Source organism: Actinomycetospora rhizophila (assembly GCF_042657905.1).
In the GTDB taxonomy this organism is placed as follows: domain Bacteria; phylum Actinomycetota; class Actinomycetes; order Mycobacteriales; family Pseudonocardiaceae; genus Actinomycetospora; species Actinomycetospora rhizophila.
Genome location: NZ_JBHSKG010000025.1, coordinates 52,866 through 69,032, shown reverse-complemented (window position 1 = coordinate 69,032; position 16,167 = coordinate 52,866). Strand labels below are relative to the sequence as shown.

General features: G+C 74.4%; 18 protein-coding genes. 5 read left to right on the top strand and 13 right to left on the bottom strand.

Annotated features, from left to right (window positions below):
* Positions 1-66: 66 nt before the first annotated feature.
* Positions 67-1,110 carry a winged helix DNA-binding domain-containing protein gene (locus tag ACFPK1_RS30520; RefSeq protein WP_378024711.1) on the bottom strand — a complete coding sequence of 348 codons (1,044 nt, stop codon included), beginning with the start codon at positions 1,108-1,110 and terminating at the stop codon, positions 67-69.
* Positions 1,107-1,904 carry an alpha/beta hydrolase family protein gene (locus tag ACFPK1_RS30515; protein WP_378024710.1) on the bottom strand — a complete coding sequence of 266 codons (798 nt, stop codon included), beginning with the start codon at positions 1,902-1,904 and terminating at the stop codon, positions 1,107-1,109. Before ACFPK1_RS30515 ends, ACFPK1_RS30520 begins: the two co-directional genes overlap by 4 nt.
* 62 nt (positions 1,905-1,966) lie before the next feature.
* Between ACFPK1_RS30515 and ACFPK1_RS30510 the strand changes: the two genes are divergently transcribed.
* On the top strand, positions 1,967-2,512 hold the full coding sequence (locus ACFPK1_RS30510) for a TetR/AcrR family transcriptional regulator (RefSeq protein WP_378024709.1): 546 nt from the start codon (positions 1,967-1,969) through the stop codon (positions 2,510-2,512).
* On the opposite strand, the gene pheT is transcribed toward ACFPK1_RS30510, so the two are convergent.
* From pheT to ACFPK1_RS30470, 8 genes are all read right to left on the bottom strand, one after another.
* Entirely contained in the window at positions 2,509-5,043 is a 2,535-nt protein-coding gene (pheT, locus tag ACFPK1_RS30505; protein ID WP_378024708.1) for a phenylalanine--tRNA ligase subunit beta, read from the bottom strand. The two genes, ACFPK1_RS30510 and pheT, sit on opposite strands and share 4 nt — an antisense overlap.
* 62 nt (positions 5,044-5,105) lie before the next feature.
* The gene (pheS, locus tag ACFPK1_RS30500; RefSeq protein WP_378024707.1) at positions 5,106-6,173 is read right to left on the bottom strand and encodes a phenylalanine--tRNA ligase subunit alpha; all 1,068 of its coding nucleotides are present in this window, start codon (positions 6,171-6,173) and stop codon (positions 5,106-5,108) included.
* Positions 6,174-6,252: 79 nt separating this feature from the next.
* On the bottom strand, positions 6,253-7,113 hold the full coding sequence (locus ACFPK1_RS30495; protein WP_378024726.1) for a TrmH family RNA methyltransferase: 861 nt from the start codon (positions 7,111-7,113) through the stop codon (positions 6,253-6,255).
* Positions 7,110-7,499 (bottom strand): 50S ribosomal protein L20, encoded by a 390-nt coding sequence (gene rplT / locus ACFPK1_RS30490; protein ID WP_378024706.1) that lies wholly within the window; start codon positions 7,497-7,499, stop codon positions 7,110-7,112. Before rplT ends, ACFPK1_RS30495 begins: the two co-directional genes overlap by 4 nt.
* A gap of 70 nt (positions 7,500-7,569) precedes the next feature.
* Positions 7,570-7,767 (bottom strand): 50S ribosomal protein L35, encoded by a 198-nt coding sequence (rpmI, locus tag ACFPK1_RS30485; protein ID WP_378024705.1) that lies wholly within the window; start codon positions 7,765-7,767, stop codon positions 7,570-7,572.
* 125 nt (positions 7,768-7,892) lie between these two features.
* The gene (infC, locus tag ACFPK1_RS30480; RefSeq protein WP_378024725.1) at positions 7,893-8,489 is read right to left on the bottom strand and encodes a translation initiation factor IF-3; all 597 of its coding nucleotides are present in this window, start codon (positions 8,487-8,489) and stop codon (positions 7,893-7,895) included.
* Positions 8,490-8,767: 278 nt separating this feature from the next.
* Positions 8,768-11,668 (bottom strand): excinuclease ABC subunit UvrA, encoded by a 2,901-nt coding sequence (gene uvrA / locus ACFPK1_RS30475; protein ID WP_378024704.1) that lies wholly within the window; start codon positions 11,666-11,668, stop codon positions 8,768-8,770.
* A gap of 176 nt (positions 11,669-11,844) precedes the next feature.
* The gene (locus ACFPK1_RS30470) at positions 11,845-12,594 is read right to left on the bottom strand and encodes a DUF6597 domain-containing transcriptional factor (RefSeq protein ID WP_378024703.1); all 750 of its coding nucleotides are present in this window, start codon (positions 12,592-12,594) and stop codon (positions 11,845-11,847) included.
* A gap of 53 nt (positions 12,595-12,647) precedes the next feature.
* Between ACFPK1_RS30470 and ACFPK1_RS30465 the strand changes: the two genes are divergently transcribed.
* Genes ACFPK1_RS30465 through ACFPK1_RS30455 form a run of 3 tightly spaced genes read left to right on the top strand, consistent with a single transcriptional unit; the run spans position 12,648 to position 14,114 of the window.
* Positions 12,648-13,238: a TIGR03086 family metal-binding protein gene (locus tag ACFPK1_RS30465; protein ID WP_378024702.1), complete on the top strand. Its 591-nt coding sequence runs from the start codon at positions 12,648-12,650 to the stop codon at positions 13,236-13,238.
* Complete coding sequence (locus ACFPK1_RS30460; protein WP_378024701.1) at positions 13,235-13,426, top strand: hypothetical protein; 192 nt, start codon at positions 13,235-13,237, stop codon at positions 13,424-13,426. Before ACFPK1_RS30465 ends, ACFPK1_RS30460 begins: the two co-directional genes overlap by 4 nt.
* Positions 13,427-13,436: 10 nt before the next feature.
* Positions 13,437-14,114: an MBL fold metallo-hydrolase gene (locus tag ACFPK1_RS30455; RefSeq protein ID WP_378024700.1), complete on the top strand. Its 678-nt coding sequence runs from the start codon at positions 13,437-13,439 to the stop codon at positions 14,112-14,114.
* A gap of 19 nt (positions 14,115-14,133) precedes the next feature.
* Here ACFPK1_RS30455 and ACFPK1_RS30450 read toward each other — a convergent pair whose 3' ends face one another.
* Together ACFPK1_RS30450 and ACFPK1_RS30445 are read right to left on the bottom strand one after the other, a co-directional pair.
* Positions 14,134-14,352: a type II toxin-antitoxin system HicB family antitoxin gene (locus ACFPK1_RS30450; RefSeq protein ID WP_378024699.1), complete on the bottom strand. Its 219-nt coding sequence runs from the start codon at positions 14,350-14,352 to the stop codon at positions 14,134-14,136.
* On the bottom strand, positions 14,349-14,552 hold the full coding sequence (locus ACFPK1_RS30445) for a type II toxin-antitoxin system HicA family toxin (protein ID WP_378024698.1): 204 nt from the start codon (positions 14,550-14,552) through the stop codon (positions 14,349-14,351). The genes ACFPK1_RS30450 and ACFPK1_RS30445 overlap by 4 nt, the downstream gene beginning before the upstream one ends.
* Positions 14,553-14,828: 276 nt before the next feature.
* Here ACFPK1_RS30445 and ACFPK1_RS30440 point away from each other — a divergent pair, with 276 nt between their 5' ends.
* The gene (locus tag ACFPK1_RS30440) at positions 14,829-15,749 is read left to right on the top strand and encodes an alpha/beta hydrolase (RefSeq protein ID WP_378024697.1); all 921 of its coding nucleotides are present in this window, start codon (positions 14,829-14,831) and stop codon (positions 15,747-15,749) included.
* Here the strand turns inward: ACFPK1_RS30440 and ACFPK1_RS30435 are convergent.
* Positions 15,746-16,165 carry a TIGR03668 family PPOX class F420-dependent oxidoreductase gene (locus tag ACFPK1_RS30435; RefSeq protein WP_378024696.1) on the bottom strand — a complete coding sequence of 140 codons (420 nt, stop codon included), beginning with the start codon at positions 16,163-16,165 and terminating at the stop codon, positions 15,746-15,748. The genes ACFPK1_RS30440 and ACFPK1_RS30435 overlap by 4 nt on opposite strands.
* Positions 16,166-16,167: the final 2 nt, after the last annotated feature.

Sequence of the window (16,167 nt, the reverse complement as noted above, 5' to 3'; positions counted from 1 at the left end):
TCGGGTGATCGCCCGAACGGGGGAGGAACGGACCGCCGGGCTCTCAGGAACGGCGACGAACGGTCCTCAGGGGAGCCGGGCGTGCGCCCGCGCGACCGCGGCCCCGGTGCGCTCGTCGAGGGTGCCGAACGGCGTGACCTCCAGGCGACGCCGGGGCGCCGCCCACGTCCCCACGATCCGGCCGCGGTGGACGACGGTCGCCCGGAACACGCCGTTGCCGCCGGGGACGATCCGCTCGACGTGGGCGGGGTCGACGACGTCGTCGCGCCGGCCGTAGCCGAGGACGAACTCGTCGAAGCCGGGCAGCAGGTGCACGCCCAGGGCCTGCCGGCGCCGCGCCGCGAGCAGGTCGGGCACCGCCGGGTCCAGGAGGTACTCGGTGCCGTCGACGTCCAGGCTCGCGAGCTCCGGCCGCGCGATGGCGATGCCCGCGTCGACGTCGGCGGCGGGGATGTTCGTCCAGCGCAGGAAGTCGTGGCGCGTGGCGGGGCCGTGCGAGCGGAAGTACCGGCGCGCCCACTCCCCCAGCGCCTCCTCGCGCTCCAGCCGGCGCGGGGCCGGGATCCACCGGGCGACGTCGACGATGACCGGCTCACCCTGCTGGAACGGCCCGAAGCACAGCACGCCCTCGGCCGCCAGCGCACCGAGCAGGTGGTAGCCCCGCCCCTTGACCGGCTCGAGGCCCGCCTGCTCCCACACCGCGAACAGCGCCTCGCGGGTGGCCGGCACCGCGCCGAGGGCCAGCTCGCCGGCACGCCCGACGTCGGCGTCGGTGAGCCCCAGCTCGACGCGCCGGCGCGCCGCCTGCACCCGCGGCCGGGCCGTGCCGAGCGGGAGCATCCAGCCGAGGTCCTCGGCCGGGACGAGGTGCAGCGTCCCGCGCATCGGCCAGCTGCGGACCACCGCGCCGGCGTCGCAGGCAGCCACCACGGCCTCGCGCGAGCGGCCCCTGGTCCGCAGGGCCAGCGACGTCAGCGCGCCGGGGAGGTCCTGGGCCTGGACGGCGCCGAGGTGGCGGACCACGCCGGCGACGTCGTCGGTCTCCGGGCCGACGAGCCCGAGGGCGACCAGCCGCAGCAGGCCGACCTCCGAGACCCGCCGCGCGCTCATGCGCCCAGATGCTGCCGGAACCACGCGACGGCGTGGGCGTCGACCTCCGCGGCGTGCGGCGTCTGCGGGGCCGGCTCGAGCCCCGGCTCCTCGGCCAGCGCGTGGCCCATGCCCTCGACGACGACGAGGTCCGCCGGCCCGCGCGCGCCCGCCACGAGATCGCGGGTGGGCTCGAGGAACGCGGTGGGCTCGTCCTCGGAGCCCACGACGAAGCGCGCGGGCGTGGCCCCGAGCTCGGCGACCCGGGCGACGTAGTCCATGCGGTCGGCGATCGCGTCGGACTCCGGACCCCACCGGTAGTCGACGCCGAAGAGCTTGCCGAGCGTCGCCACCACCGGCCGGAGCTGCACCAAGGGGCTGACGGCCACGAGCGCGGTGACGTCGTCGCGCCGCGTGGTGACCTCGAGCGCGACCCCGGCGCCCGCCGAGCCGCCGAACAGGCCCAGCGGCCCGCCGATCCCGAAGCGCTCGCGCAGCGCGGTGAGCGCGGCGTCGAACTCGCCGGCCGCCTCCGCGTTGACCGGCCCGTGCATGAGCGCGACGGCGTCCTCGTAGCCGAGGGCGATCAGCTCGTCCATGCCGCCCGCGGGCAGCCGGGCGCCCATCTTCGGCAGGCCGAGGTAGATCCGCCACGCGTCGAGGCCCGCCAGCGGCAGGGCCGCCGCGAACGCCGCCTCGCTGCGCGGCGCGTCCATGAGGTGCCACCCGACGACGACGGGCGCTTCGGCCCGGGGCCCGCCGTCGGGCGGCACGGCGAGGAACGGCACTCCGGCGGCGGTCCCGGACTCGGTCACGGCGATCTCCTCACTGGCGAACTGTACGGTGTCCAGCATACTGGACGGTGTACAGTTCGTCCATGCCCAGGACCCCGGGTCAGCGTGCCGGACTCAGCCACGAGGCCGTCCTCACCGCGGCGAGGACCGTGTTCGCCGAGCGCGGACTGCCGGGGTTGTCGATGCGGTCGGTCGCCGGCGAGCTGGGCGTCGCGCCCAACGCGCTCTACAGCCACGTCGCCGACAAGGACGCCCTGCTCGACGCCCTGCTCGACGACGTCCTCGGCGCGCTCACACCCCCGCCCCCGGACGCCGACCCGGTCGCCGGGCTCCGCGAGATCATGCTGGCGACGTTCGACCTGCTCGGCCGGCACGCGGACCTCGTGCCGCTCTATCTCGCGCGCCAGGGCGCCCGCGGGCCGCACGCGCGGGCCCTGGGCGAGGCGATGGTCGTGCTGCTCGCGCGCCTGGGCGTCGACGAGGCGGCGGGCCGGGTCGTGCGCGCGCTCATCGTCAGCACCCTGGGCTACGCCGCGCTCGCCACCGCCGACGCGCCGCTGGGCGACGCCGAGCTGCGCGCCGACCTCGACGTCACCCTGGGCTGGCTGATCCGCGGCGCCGTGGGTTAGCGCAGCCGGGCCCCGAACCGCTCGGAGGCCGTCTCGACGGCCGCGTCGCGACGGGCGGCCGCCTCCTCGAGGGTCAGCGTCCGGTCGGGGGCGCGCAGGCGCAGGGCGAAGGCGAGCGAGCGCTTGCCCTCGCCGACCTGCGGGCCGGCGTAGACGTCGAACAGCCGCACGTCCTCGACGAGGTCGCCGCCGCCGTCGCGCAGCGCGGCGACCACCGAGGCGGCCGGCACACCCTCGTCGAGCACGAGGGCCACGTCGAGCAGCACCGGCGGGAACGACGACACCGCGGGCACCGGGCGGTCCTCGGCGAGCGGGAGCCGGTCGAGCTCGACCTCCATCGCGCAGGTCCGCGCCGGCAGGCCGAGCGCCTCGAGGACCTTCGGGTGCAGCTCGCCGGCGTGCCCGACGAGCGTCTCCCCGAAGTGCAGCGCCGCGCAGCGACCCGGGTGCCAGGGCGCGTGCACGTCGGCGGACACGGTGAGCTCCGCGCCGTACACCCGGCCCACGAGGCGGGCGGCCTCGATCGCGTCGGACCAGTCGGCGGGGCGGCCCCGGCCCCACCAGCCCGCGCGCTCCCACGCGCCGGCGAGCACCGCGCCGACCCGCAGCGGCTGGGACGGCAGGCCCGCGAGCACCGCGGCGATCGCGTCCTCGTCCGGGCGGGCGTCCACCGGCAGCACCGGCGCCGCGGGCGGGTCGCCCGGACCGGGCCGCACCACCTGGCCGACCTGGTAGAGCGCGAGGTCGCGCAGGCCGCGGGACACGTTCCGCACCACCGCGTCGAGCAGGCCGGGCAGCAGCGTCGTCGCCATCAACGAGCGGTCGGCGTCGAGCGGGTTGGCCAGGCGCAGGGCGTGGCGACGGTCGTCGTCGGCGTCGAGACCGAAGGCGTCGAACACCGCCGGCGCGACGAACGGCGAGGGCAGCACCTCGTCGTAGCCGGCGTCGGCGAGGGCCCGTGACACCTGGCGGCGCCGGCGCTGGGCCAGCGTCAGGCCGGTGCCGGGCCGTGCGGCGGGCAGCTCGGAGGGGATGCCGGCATAGCCCTCGAGGCGCAGGACCTCCTCGACGAGGTCGGCCGGGCGCGTGAGGTCGGGGCGCCACGTCGGCGGCACGGCGCGCAGACCGGCGCCGCCGCCGTCGCCCGGGTCGGCGCCGGCGACCTCGACCGCGCAGCCGATCTGGGAGAGGCGGCGCACCACCGCGCCCCGCTCGTAGCGCCGGCCGGCGACGCGGTCGGGCAGGTCGAGCGCCATGACGACGGGCGCGGGGGTGGGCACGCCGCCCTCGTCGGTGACGCCGGGCGCGACGGTCGCCCCGCCGTAGTTCGCGAGCAGCCACGCCGCCCGGTCGGCGGCGGCGCGGGCCACGGCCGGGTCGACCTCGCGCTCGTAGCGCCGGGCCGCCTCGCTGGGCAGGCGGTGACGCCGGGCGGTGCGGGCCACCGACGGCGGGTCCCACACGCCGGCCTCGAGCAGGACGTCGCCGGTGCCCGCGCCGACCTCGGTGGGCCCGCCGCCCATGACGCCGGCCAGGCCGATCGGCCCGGATTCGTCGGCGACCACCACGTCGTCGGGGTCGAGCGCGCGCTGCGCGTCGTCCAGGGTCGTGATCTTCTCGTCGGCCCCGGCCCGCCGGACGACGATGTCGCCGCGCACGGTCGCGGCGTCGTAGGCGTGCATCGGCTGGCCCAGCTCGAGCATCACGTAGTTGGTGACGTCGACGGCCAGCGAGATCGGACGCACGCCGCACAGCAGCAGGCGCCGGCGCAGCCACCACGGTGACGGGGCGGTCGGGTCGAGGTCGGTGACGCGGCGGGCGACGAAGCGCCGGCACTGCGACGACGGGTCGAGCCGGACCGGCCAGGCCTCCCCCTCGACGTCCGGCAGGTCACGGCGCACCAGCGCCGGGTCGCCGTACGGCGCGTCGAGGGCGCAGGCCAGCTCGCGGGCCAGGCCGCGCACCGAGAGGCAGTAGCCGCGGTCGGGCGTGACGGCGATGTCGAGCACCGCGTCGCCCAGCCCCAGCAGCGCCGCGGCGTCGTCACCGGGGTCGGCCGTGCCGGGCGGCAGCACGAGGATGCCGCTGTGGTCGTCGCCGAGCCCGAGCTCGTCGAGCGCGCAGATCATGCCGTCGGAGACGTGGCCGTAGGTCGTGCGCGCGGCGATCGCGAAGTCGCCGGGCAGCACGGCGCCGGGCAGGGCCACCACGACGAGGTCGCCCTCGGCGAAGTTGGTGGCGCCGCAGACGATGCCGCGGGTACCGGCACCCTCCCCCTCGGCGTCGTTGTGCTCCGGCCCCACGTCGACCCGGCAGTACCGGATCGGCTTCTTGAACTCGGTGAGCTCCTCGACCGACGCGACCCGTCCGACCACGAGGGGGCCCGTGATGGTCGGGACCGGCAGGACGTCCTCGACCTCGAGCCCGACCCGGATCAGCGCCTCGGCGACGGCGTCGGCGCTCGGCGCGGGGCCGTCGTCCTGCGAGGACAGGTCGACGTGCTCGAGGAGCCACGAGACGGGGACGCGCACGGCGGGGCCTTTCTGGTGCTGAGAGGGAGGTGTCGGGTGCCGGGACTACGGCTCAGCCAAGATCACGGCTCGACGGCGAACGCGGAGGTGAACCGCACGTCGCCCTCGACCATGTCGCGCATGTCGGGCAGCCCGTTGCGGAACATCAGCGTGCGCTCCAGGCCCATGCCGAAGGCGAAGCCGGAGTAGACGTCGGGGTCGACGCCGCAGGCGCGCAGGACGTTCGGGTCGACCATGCCGCAGCCGCCCCACTCGACCCAGCCCGCGCCGCCCTTCTTCTGCGGGAACCACACGTCGGGCTCGGCCGAGGGCTCGGTGAACGGGAAGTACGACGGCCGCAGGCGGATCGTCGACTCCTCGCCGAACATGGCCCGCGCGAACGCGTCGAGCGTGCCCTTGAGGTGGGCCATGGTCAGGCCCTTGTCGATGGCCAGGCCCTCGATCTGGTGGAACACCGGGGTGTGGGTCGCGTCGAGCTCGTCGGTGCGGAACGTCCGCCCCGGGCACACGACGTAGACGGGCAGGTCGCGCTCGAGCAGGGCGCGGATCTGCACCGGCGAGGTGTGGGTGCGCAGCACCTGGCGCGCCTCGGCGGGCTCGACGTGGAAGGTGTCCTGCATCGTGCGCGCCGGGTGGTCGGGCAGGAAGTTCAGGGCGTCGAAGTTGAACCACTCCGACTCGACCTCGGGTCCCTCGGCGACCTCGTAGCCCATCGCGACGAAGATGTCGGCGATCCGCTCGGAGAGCTGCGTGAGCGGGTGGCGGCTGCCGCGCGGGTGCCGGTCGCCGGGCAGCGTGACGTCGACGGCCTCCTCGGCCAGCATCCGCTCGTCGCGCTCGGCGGAGAGCACCGCGTGGCGCTCGTCGTAGGCGGCCTGGATGGCCACGCGGACCTCGTTGACCCGCTTCCCGGACTCGGAGCGCGCCTGCGGTGGCAGCGCCCCGATCTCGCGCCGCGCGGTGAGCACCGGTGACCGGTCGCCGAGATGGGCGGGCTTCAGCGCGGTGAGCGCCTCCAGCGTGGTCGCCCCGCCGAAGGCCGCGCTCGCGTCGGCGCGGGCGGCGTCGAGCGTCTCGGGGTCGAGCGCCGCGACCTGCTTGGGGTCGTAGAGGTCGTTGGTGCCGGACATCGAGGTCGTCTCGCTCCTGCGCTGCTGGGGGCGTCTCGGGTGCGCCCCGATGGTATCGGAGCAGGTCGAACGCCTTCGGTCAGTGGTGCGCGCGCGCCGACGCGTAGAGGCACACAGCGGCGGCCGTCGCCAGGTTGAGGCTCTCGGCGCGGCCGTGGATCGGCACGCGGACGCGGTGGTCGGCGAGGGCGGCCGTGCGCTCGTCGAGCCCGTGGGCCTCGCTGCCGAACAGCCAGGCGGTCGGGGCGGCGAGCAGCGCGTCGGCGGCCGCGTCGAGCACCGTCTCGCCGTCGCCGGCGGCCGCGAGCAGGGTCAGGCCCCGGTCGCGCAGGGCCGTGACGACCGCGTCGACGTCCCGGGACACCGCCAGCGGGACGTGGAACAGGCTGCCCATCGTCGAGCGCACGCACTTGCCGTTGTGCGGGTCGACGGGCTGGTTGCGGCTGTCCCCGGCCAGCACGACGGCGTCGGCGCCGGCCGCGTCGCCGGTGCGGATGACGGTGCCGGCGTTGCCCGGGTCGGCGACGCCGACGAGCACGGCCACCAGGCGCGGCGAGCCGGCCAGCGCCGTCTCGAGCGCGACCGTGACGGTCGAGCAGACGGCGGCGACGCCCTGCGGGGTGACCGTGTCCGACAGCCCGGCGGCGGCCTTCTCGGTGACACGGGCGACGCGCACCCCGAGCGCCCGCGCCCGCTCCTCGAGCGTGGGGTCGCGGTCGGCGACGGCGTCGGTGAGGAAGAGGTCGTGGACCCGGCCCGGGCTCTCCCCGGCCCACGTCAGCGCCTCGTGCACCGGCCGAACACCCTCGACGAGGAAGCGCCCGGCGTCGAAACGCGACGCGCGCCGCAGCAGCTTGCGGGCTGCTGCGACGCGCGGCGTGCGTTCGGTGAGGAGCTCGCGCCCATCGTCCGGGTCGAGCTCCGCTCCGCTCCGTCTCAGGCGGCGTCCTCGTTCTTCGCGTTCGGGTCGGCCGGGACCGCCGCGCGGGCGACCTCGACGAGCGCGGTGAACGCCGCCGGGTCGGACACGGCGATCTCCGCGAGGTTCTTGCGGTCGACCTCGACGCCGGCGAGCTTGAGGCCCTGCATGAACCGGTTGTAGGTCATGTCGTTGGAGCGCGCCGCGGCGTTGATGCGGGTGATCCAGAGCTGCCGGAAGTCGCCCTTGCGCTGCTTGCGGTCGCGGTAGGCGTAGGTCAGCGAGTGGAGCGTCTGCTCCTTGGCCTTGCGGTAGAGCCGGGAGCGCTGACCGCGGTAGCCGCTGGCCATCTCCAGGGTGGTGCGACGCTTCTTCTGCGCGTTGACCGCGCGCTTCACGCGTGCCACGTGGTCCTGCCTTCGATCGGGAGGGCGGGGGTGGGTCCGCCCGCGGTGGTTCGGCGGGGGTCGGGGAGCTCTACAGCCCGCCGAGCAGGCGCTTGACGCGCCCGGCGTCCTGCGGCGCGACCTCGGTGTTGCCGGAGAGCTGGCGGGTCTTGTGGCTGGACTTCTTCTCCAGCAGGTGGCGCTTGCCCGCCTTCTCACGCAGCAGCTTGCCGCTGCCGGTCACCTTGATGCGCTTCTTGGTGCCGCTGTGCGACTTGTGCTTCGGCATGTCTCGTCCTTGCTCCTCGTGCGGATCGGGCGTGCGGCGCGCCGACGCTCACGCGACGGTACGGGCGCCCGGGAACCCGGCCGCACACACCCTGGGGTGGGTGCGGCCGGCGGTGCGTGCTCGGCTCAGCCGGCCGGCTCGGGGGCCGGTTCCTGCTGCTCCTGCTGGGCACGCGGGGCCTTCTGCGGCTTCTTGTTCGGCGCCAGGACCATGGTCATGTTGCGGCCGTCCTGCTTCGGCGTCGCCTCGACGTAGCCGAGGTCACCGACGTCCTCGGCGAGGCGCTGCAGGAGGCGGAAGCCCAGCTCCGGGCGCGACTGCTCGCGGCCACGGAACATGATGGTGACCTTGACCTTGTGACCCTGCCCGAGGAAGCGGGTCACGTGACCCTTCTTCGTCTCGTAGTCGTGAGGGTCGATCTTCGGCCGGAGCTTCTGCTCCTTGATCACCGTCTGCTGCTGGTTGCGCCGCGACTCGCGGGCCTTCTGCGCGCTCTCGTACTTGAACTTGCCGTAGTCCATGAGCTTGCAGACCGGCGGGCGGGCCTGGGCGGCCACCTCGACCAGGTCGAGGTCGGCCTCGCGGGCCAGGCGCAGGGCGTCCTCGATGCGGACGATCCCGACCTGCTCCCCGTTGGGGCCGACCAGTCGCACCTCGGGAACGCGGATGCGCTCGTTGATGCGGGTCTCTGTGCTGATGAGCTCTCCTCGGGTCCGTGACAGTCCGTGCGACCCGGCGTGAGGAGCCCCGATGAACGTCGGGCCCCGCGCCACGCGAGGTGGCGGCAGGGCCCACGGTCGACCGATCCACGTCTCCCGTCGGGAGACGCTGCAGCCGCGGCACTCGCGTGCCACGACCACCGGACCGGGACCCGCTCACCTGTGCGGTGGACGGGTGGGAGCCGGGGCTCCACTTGCCGCTCGATGGACGCAGAACACCCACCGAGCTGGTCGCTCAGTGGACAACGTACCACTGCGCTGCGGTGTTCCCGGCGGGCGGGTCAGCCCGCCTTCTTGGCGCGGCTCTTGCGGACGGGCCCCGCGTCGGGCTCGACGAGCTTGCTCAGGAACTGGCCGGTGTAGCTCTCGGGCACCGCCGCGACCTGCTCCGGCGTGCCCTGCGCCACCACGGTGCCGCCGTTGTTGCCGCCCTCGGGACCCATGTCCACGACCCAGTCGGACATCTTGATGACGTCGAGGTTGTGCTCGATGACGAGGACCGTGTTGCCCTTGTCGACCAGCCCGTTGATGACGCCGAGCAGCTTGCGGATGTCCTCGAAGTGCAGGCCCGTGGTGGGCTCGTCGAGGATGTAGATCGTCCGGCCCATCGAGCGCTTCTGCAGCTCGGCGGCGAGCTTGACGCGCTGCGCCTCGCCGCCCGACAGCGTCGGCGCGGGCTGGCCGAGGCGCACGTAGCCCAGGCCGACCTCGGTGAGCGTCTGCAGGTGGCGGTGGATCGCGCCGATCGGCTTGAAGAACTCGGCGGCCTCCTCGATCGGCATGTCGAGGACCTCGGCCACGTTCTTGCCCTTGTAGTGCACCTCGAGGGTCTCGCGGTTGTACCGCGCGCCCTTGCAGACCTCGCACGGCACGTACACGTCGGGCAGGAAGTTCATCTCGATCTTGATCGTGCCGTCGCCTGCGCACGCCTCGCAGCGCCCGCCCTTGACGTTGAACGAGAACCGGCCCGGCCCGTACCCGCGCACCTTGGCCTCGTTGGTGGCGGCGAAGAGCTTGCGCATGTGGTCCCACACGCCGGTGTAGGTCGCCGGGTTGGAGCGCGGCGTGCGCCCGATCGGCGACTGGTCGACCCGCACGAGCTTGTCGAGGTGCTCGATGCCGGTGACCCGGGTGTGCCGGCCCGGGACCTGGCGGGCCTTGTTGAGCTTGTTGGCCAGCACCGTCGCCAGGATGTCGTTGACCAGCGTCGACTTGCCCGACCCGGACACCCCGGTGATCGAGACGAGGCAGCCCAGCGGGAACGCGACGTCGACGTCGTGCAGGTTGTGCTCGCGGGCGCCGACGACGCCGACCATGCGCTTCTTGTCGACCGGCCGGCGGATCGCGGGCACGGGGATCTGCTGGCGGCCCGAGAGGTAGGCCCCGGTGAGCGACTCCGCGCTCTGCTCCAGGCCCTCGACCGGACCCGAGTAGACGACGCGCCCGCCGTGCTCGCCCGCGCCCGGGCCGATGTCGACCACCCAGTCGGACGCGCGGACGGTGTCCTCGTCGTGCTCGACGACGATCAGCGTGTTGCCGAGGTCGCGCAGCCGCGACAGCGTGTCGATCAGCCGGCGGTTGTCGCGCTGGTGCAGCCCGATGGACGGCTCGTCGAGCACGTAGAGCACGCCGACCAGCCCGGACCCGATCTGGGTCGCGAGCCGGATGCGCTGGGCCTCGCCGCCGGACAGCGTCGCCGCGGCGCGGGCCAGCGACAGGTAGTCGAGCCCGACGTCGAGCAGGAAGCCCAGGCGGGCGTCGATCTCCTTGAGCACCGCGCCGGCGATGACCTGCTCGCGCGGGCCGAGGACCAGGCCCTTCATGAACTCGGCGCAGTCGGCCACCGAGAGCGCCGTGAGGTCGGCGATCGAGCGGTCGCCCAGCGACTCGTGCCGCAGCGTGACCGCGAGGATCTCGGGCTTGAGCCGCGTGCCGCCGCAGGCCGGGCAGGGCACGTCGCGCATGTAGCCCTCGTAGCGCTCGCGGGCGCTGTCGGACTCGGCCTGGTCGAGCCGGCGCTCGAGGAACGGCACGACGCCCTCGAACGACGCGTAGTACGAGCGCTCGCGGCCGTAGCGGTTGCGGTAGCGCACGTGCACCTGGTCGTCCGAGCCGTGCAGCACCGCCTTCTGCACCCGCGCCGGCAGCTTGCGCCAGGGCGCGTCCATGCGGAACCCGATCTGCTCGGACAGGGCCGTGAGCAGGCGGGTGAAGTACTCGGCGGACTGGCCGATCGCCCAGGGGGCGATGGCGCCGTCGGCGAGCGAGAGCTCGTCGTCGGGCACCAGGAGCTCCGGGTCGACCTCCTTCTTGATGCCCAGGCCGTGGCACGTGGGGCAGGCGCCGTAGGGCGAGTTGAACGAGAAGGCGCGCGGCTCGAGGTCGTCGACCTGGAGCTGGTGGCCGTTGGGGCAGGCCATGCGCTCGGAGAAGCGGCGCTCGCGGTCCGGGTCGTCGTCGGGGAGGTCGACGAAGTCGAGCACGAGGATGCCCTCGGCGAGGCGCAGCGCGGTCTCGACCGAGTCGGTGAGGCGCTGCTTGGCGCTCGACTTCACCGACAGGCGGTCGACGACCACCGCGATGTCGTGCTTCTCCTGCTTCTTCAGCGTCGGGGGCTCGGCGAGCGGATACACCGTGCCGTCGACCAGCACGCGGGAGTAGCCCTGGCCCTGGAGCTGGCTGAACAGGTCGACGTACTCGCCCTTGCGCCCGCGGATGACCGGCGCAAGGACCTGGAACCGGCGGCCCGGCTCCATCTCGAGCACCTGGTCGACGATCTGCTGCGGCGTCTGCTTCGAGATGATCTCGCCGCACGTCGGGCAGTGGGGCGTGCCGGCCCGCGCGTAGAGCAGACGCAGGTAGTCGTAGACCTCGGTGATGGTGCCGACCGTCGAGCGCGGGTTGCGGCTGGTCGACTTCTGGTCGATCGACACCGCGGGCGAGAGGCCCTCGATGAAGTCGACGTCGGGCTTGTCCATCTGTCCGAGGAACTGGCGCGCGTAGGCCGACAGCGACTCCACGTACCGGCGCTGGCCCTCGGCGAAGATCGTGTCGAACGCCAGGCTCGACTTGCCCGAGCCCGACAGTCCGGTGAAGACGACCAGGCTGTCGCGGGGCAGGTCGAGATCGACGCCCGTGAGGTTGTGCTCACGGGCGCCCTGGACGACGAGACGATCGACCACGTGCGGGGCCTCCAGGCTCGGGGCAGAACGCGCCGGGGTGTCAACACGCCACACTGGATGTCTCTTCCCCCGGTCCTCCCCATGCTAGGAGCGACCCCCGACAACGGCCGTGCCACCTCGGTCCCGCGCGACCGGGGTGGGCGTGCGGGCGACGACCGGTTGGTCCGCCCGGGTGGTCACTCCGGCGGGTAGCGCCGGGCGTACCAGGTGGGCGGTTCACCGAACAGGTCCGCGAAGTCCCGCGAGAGGTGCGCCTGGTCGGCGTAGCCGAGCGTCGCGGCCAGGTCCGCCCAGTCGACCCGCCCGCCGGCCTCGAGCCGCTCGACCACCTCCTGCAGCCGGTGGCGCCGGATGACCCACTTGGGGCCGAGGCCGACGTGCTCGGCGAAGAGCCGCTGGACCGTGCGCATGCCCAGGCCCGCCGAGGCGGCGAGCCGGTCGACGCGCGCGATCGCCGGGTCGGCCGCGATCCGCGCGACGAGCTCGGCGGCCTGCCGCGCGGCGGGGGACGGCTCGCCGGCCGGCAGGCGGGCGCGCAGCCAGGCGCCCATGTCGCCGTCCCACGGCGGCCCGTCCCCGAGGACGTCGGCGGCGTCGAGCTCGCGGTCCACGAGCGCCCGGACCGGCCCTCCGGCCAGCGCCCGGAAGACCCCGGGCCGGAACGCGGCCCCGACGACGGAGCTGCGCCCCTCGAGCACCCGGACCATGTGCCGGCTCCGGGGACCGACGACGCGGGGTGCGCCCTCCCCGATGACGGAGACGTGCACCTGCGGCAACGGCACGATCTTCTGCCGGTAGGGCTCGGCGTAGTCCCAGGACGCGGTCCAGATCCGCTCGACCCACGGCGCGAGGTCGGCGTCCGGCGCGTGCACCCCGATCCGCTGGGCGGTGCGCCAGTGCCCGCCGAGCTCGCGCGGATCGCGCATGTGTCGCGTTCCTCCATGACCGGTGCTGCGCGGCGTCGCTAGCGTCCCGTCCCGTGTTCCCCGACTTCACGCCCCGGCCCCACCTCGTCGCCGCCGCCGCGGTCCCGCACGAGAAGCTCGTCGCCCGCGCCGCCGAGCACCTGGACGCCCCCGTGCCCTGCGCGGACTGGACGGTCCGCGACCTCGCCGAGCACATGATGACCTGGACGCCCGTGCTCGCGGGCGCCGGCCGCGGCGCGCCACCGGAGCCCGGCACCCCCTCGCTCGCCGGCGACTGGCCCGCCGACCTCGGCGCCGCCCGGGACGACCTCGTCGCGGTGTGGAGCGACCCGGCGAGCTGGCGGGGCACGACGACCATGACGAGCACGGAGCTCCCCGCCACGGTCGTCGGCACGATGACGCTGTGCGAGCTCGTGCTGCACGCGTGGGACCTCGCGCGCGGGCTCGGCGAGACGGTGAGCTGGGACGACGCCCTGCTCGAGGAGGCGCTCGAGGCGTTGGGGCAGCTCACGCCGCTGGGGCGGCAGATGGGCGCGTTCGGCCCGGCCGTCGAGGTCGCCGACGGCGCGCCGCTGCTCGACCGCGTCGTCGGGATCGCCGGCCGGGACCCGTCCTGGCGCCCCTCGGGCAGCATGGGGTCATGAGCGAGGTCGACCCGGCGGACCTGGCGCGGCTGCGCGCGCGGAAGGGCTGGAGCGCCGGCACGGGCGCCGCGTGCCGGCACCGTGCCGTGGTGATGGGCGAGGACGAGGTGCCGCACTGCGAGGACTGCGGCGCGACGCTCAGCCCCGACGCCCTGCGGAAGGCGGGCCACAAGCCCGTCCGGCGCTAGGCTCCGGTCCGTGGACCTCCTCGACCAGTACACCGGCCATGTCGAGCCCGGCGGCCCCGCCGCGCGGCGCGACCTGCAGGACGTCTCGATCACCAAGGTGTCGGTCGGGCCGATGGACAACAACGCCTACCTGCTCGTCGACCGCGCGTCCGGCGAGGCGCTGCTCATCGACGCCGCCAACGAGATCGACCGCCTGCTCGACACCGTCGACACCGTCGCCGAGCGCGGCCGGGTGAAGCAGCTGGCGACCACCCACAAGCACTGGGACCACGTGCAGTCCCTCGAGGACGCCGTGAAGGCCCTCTCCCCCACCACCTACGCCGGCGAGGCCGACGCCCCCGAGCTGCCGGTGGCGCCCGACCGGACCGTGGGCGACGGCGACTCCGTGCCGTTCGGCGGCTCGCGGGTGGAGATCATCCACCTCGACGGCCACACCCCCGGCTCGATCGCCCTGCTCTACCGCGACCCCGCGGGCCACGGCCACCTCTTCACCGGCGACTCGCTGTTCCCCGGCGGCCCGGGCAAGACGGCGGGCCCGACGGAGTTCGCCTCGCTGATGGACGACCTCGAGGCCAAGGTCTTCGGACAGCTCGACGACGACACGCACGTCTACCCCGGCCACGGCGACGACACGACCCTCGGTGCCGAGCGCCCCTCCCTTCCGGAGTGGCGCGAACGGGGCTGGTGAGCGCCACCAGCCGCGGCCGCTAGGCGGCCGGGACGACCAGGGCGGCCAACGCGGTGGGCGGCGGGACGGGGTCGCCGTCCTCGCGGAGGCCCTCGACGTGCATCTGCACGGCGTCGGTCATCAGGCGCAGGCACTCGTCGTAGTCGGTCGCGGCGGCGACGCATCCCGGCAGGTCAGGACTCCACGTGCTGTAGCCGCCGCTCTCGTCGCGCTCGACCACGACGACATAACCAGTCACGACGTCCTCCGCTCCAGGCCGGCCTGGTCGAGGATGCTCCGCTCGGTGCGCGGGTGCAACGTGTCGCTCGGCTTCCCCGCGACGGTGGTGCGGCCGGCCTTCGTCGGGTGCTTGTACTGACGATGGCTGCCGCGTGTGACGACGAGGTACCAACCGTCGGCTTCGATCATCTTGATGATCTCGGAGACCTTGCGGGGCACATCGTTCTCCTCCCTCGGACGACGCCCGCACGGTAGGACGGGGCACCGACACCCCGGCCACGAGCGTGGGCTCGAGAGCGAGACGGCGGCCGAGGGCGCCCGCGTGACGACGCTTCGAGGTCGAGAACTCCTCGTGGGGCAGCGCGTGAGTGCTCGGCGGAGGGTCGGTGGCCGAGCGCCGTGCCCGGACCGTCGTTCCCGGACCGTTACCCCGCGGATGCGGGAGCTCCGCCAGGCTCGGGCGTCGTCGGTATCGACGACGACGGGAGCGCACCGATGCGCGAGGACATCTCTTTCGACGCCGAGGGCGCGACACTGCGCGGGTGGTTCTACGCACCCGACGGTGACGCGAACGGCGGGCACCCCTGTGTGGTCATGGCCCACGGCTTCTCGGCGGTCAAGGAGCAGCACCTCGACGACTACGCCGAGGTCTTCGCCGCCGCGGGGCTGGCGTGCGTGGTCTACGACAACCGCGGGTTCGGCGCCTCCGACGCCGCCCCGGGCAAGCCGCGCCAGGAGATCGACCCCTGGGAGCAGATCCGCGACTACCAGCACGCGGTCACCTACGCGCAGAGCCGCCCCGATGTCGACGCCGACCGGATCGGCGCCTGGGGCTCGAGCTACTCGGGCGGCCACGTCTACGTGCTCGGCGCGATCGACCGCCGCGTGAAGGCGGTGTCCGGGCAGGCCCCGCTGGTGTCGGGACGCCGGGGCTTCGAGTCCCTCGTCCGGATCGACGCCTGGGGGCCGACGTGGGAGGCCTTCGCCGCCGACCGCCTCGAGCGGGCCCGCGGGGGTGAGCCGGCGATGATGCCGGTGGTCACCGACGACCCGGCGGCCCCGGCCGCGCTGCCGACCGCCGACTCCTACGAGTGGTTCACCCGCACCCAGCGCGACCGCGCGCCGGCGTGGCGCAACGAGGTGACGCTGCGGTCGGTCGAGCTGCTCCAGGGCTACGAGCCGCGCGCGTTCCTGCCGCTGATCTCCCCGACGCCGGTGCAGATGGTCGTGACCCCGAACGACCGGCTCATCGCCGGCGAGCTCGCGGCCGCCGCCTACGAGACGGCCGTGCACCCGAAGAAGATCGTGATCGCGCCGGGCGGCCACTTCGACGCCTACACCGGCCCCGGGTTCGAGATCACCTCGGCGGCCGCGCGCGACTGGTTCGTCGAGCACCTGCGGGCCGGCAAGCACTAGCCCGCCGACCACCCCGTCCAGCGGGACACCTCGACGGTGAACGCCGGGCCCTCCGGAGGCTCCGCGCGGTGCTGGGGGTAGCGCTCCCCCAGCGCCGCGCGGGCCCGGACGAGGTCGGGCTCGGCGTCGGAGACGGTCGCGACGCCGTCGGCGCGCACCCACCACAGGGTGCTCCAGTCCTCGTCGTAGCGGTCGACGAGCAGCGAGACGGCGGGGTTGTCGTCGATGTTGCGCAGGCGCTTGAGCGCGCGGTGGCGCTTGGGCTTCTGGTCGACGGCCATGAGGACCCGGTCGCCGTCCACCGCGAACACGACCGGCACGAGGTGCGGCTGCCCGTCGGCCGAGACCGTGGCGAGACGCGCGACGCGCGACGCGGCGAACCGGCGGCGCGCGTCGTCCTCGTCGAGCGTCGGCATCG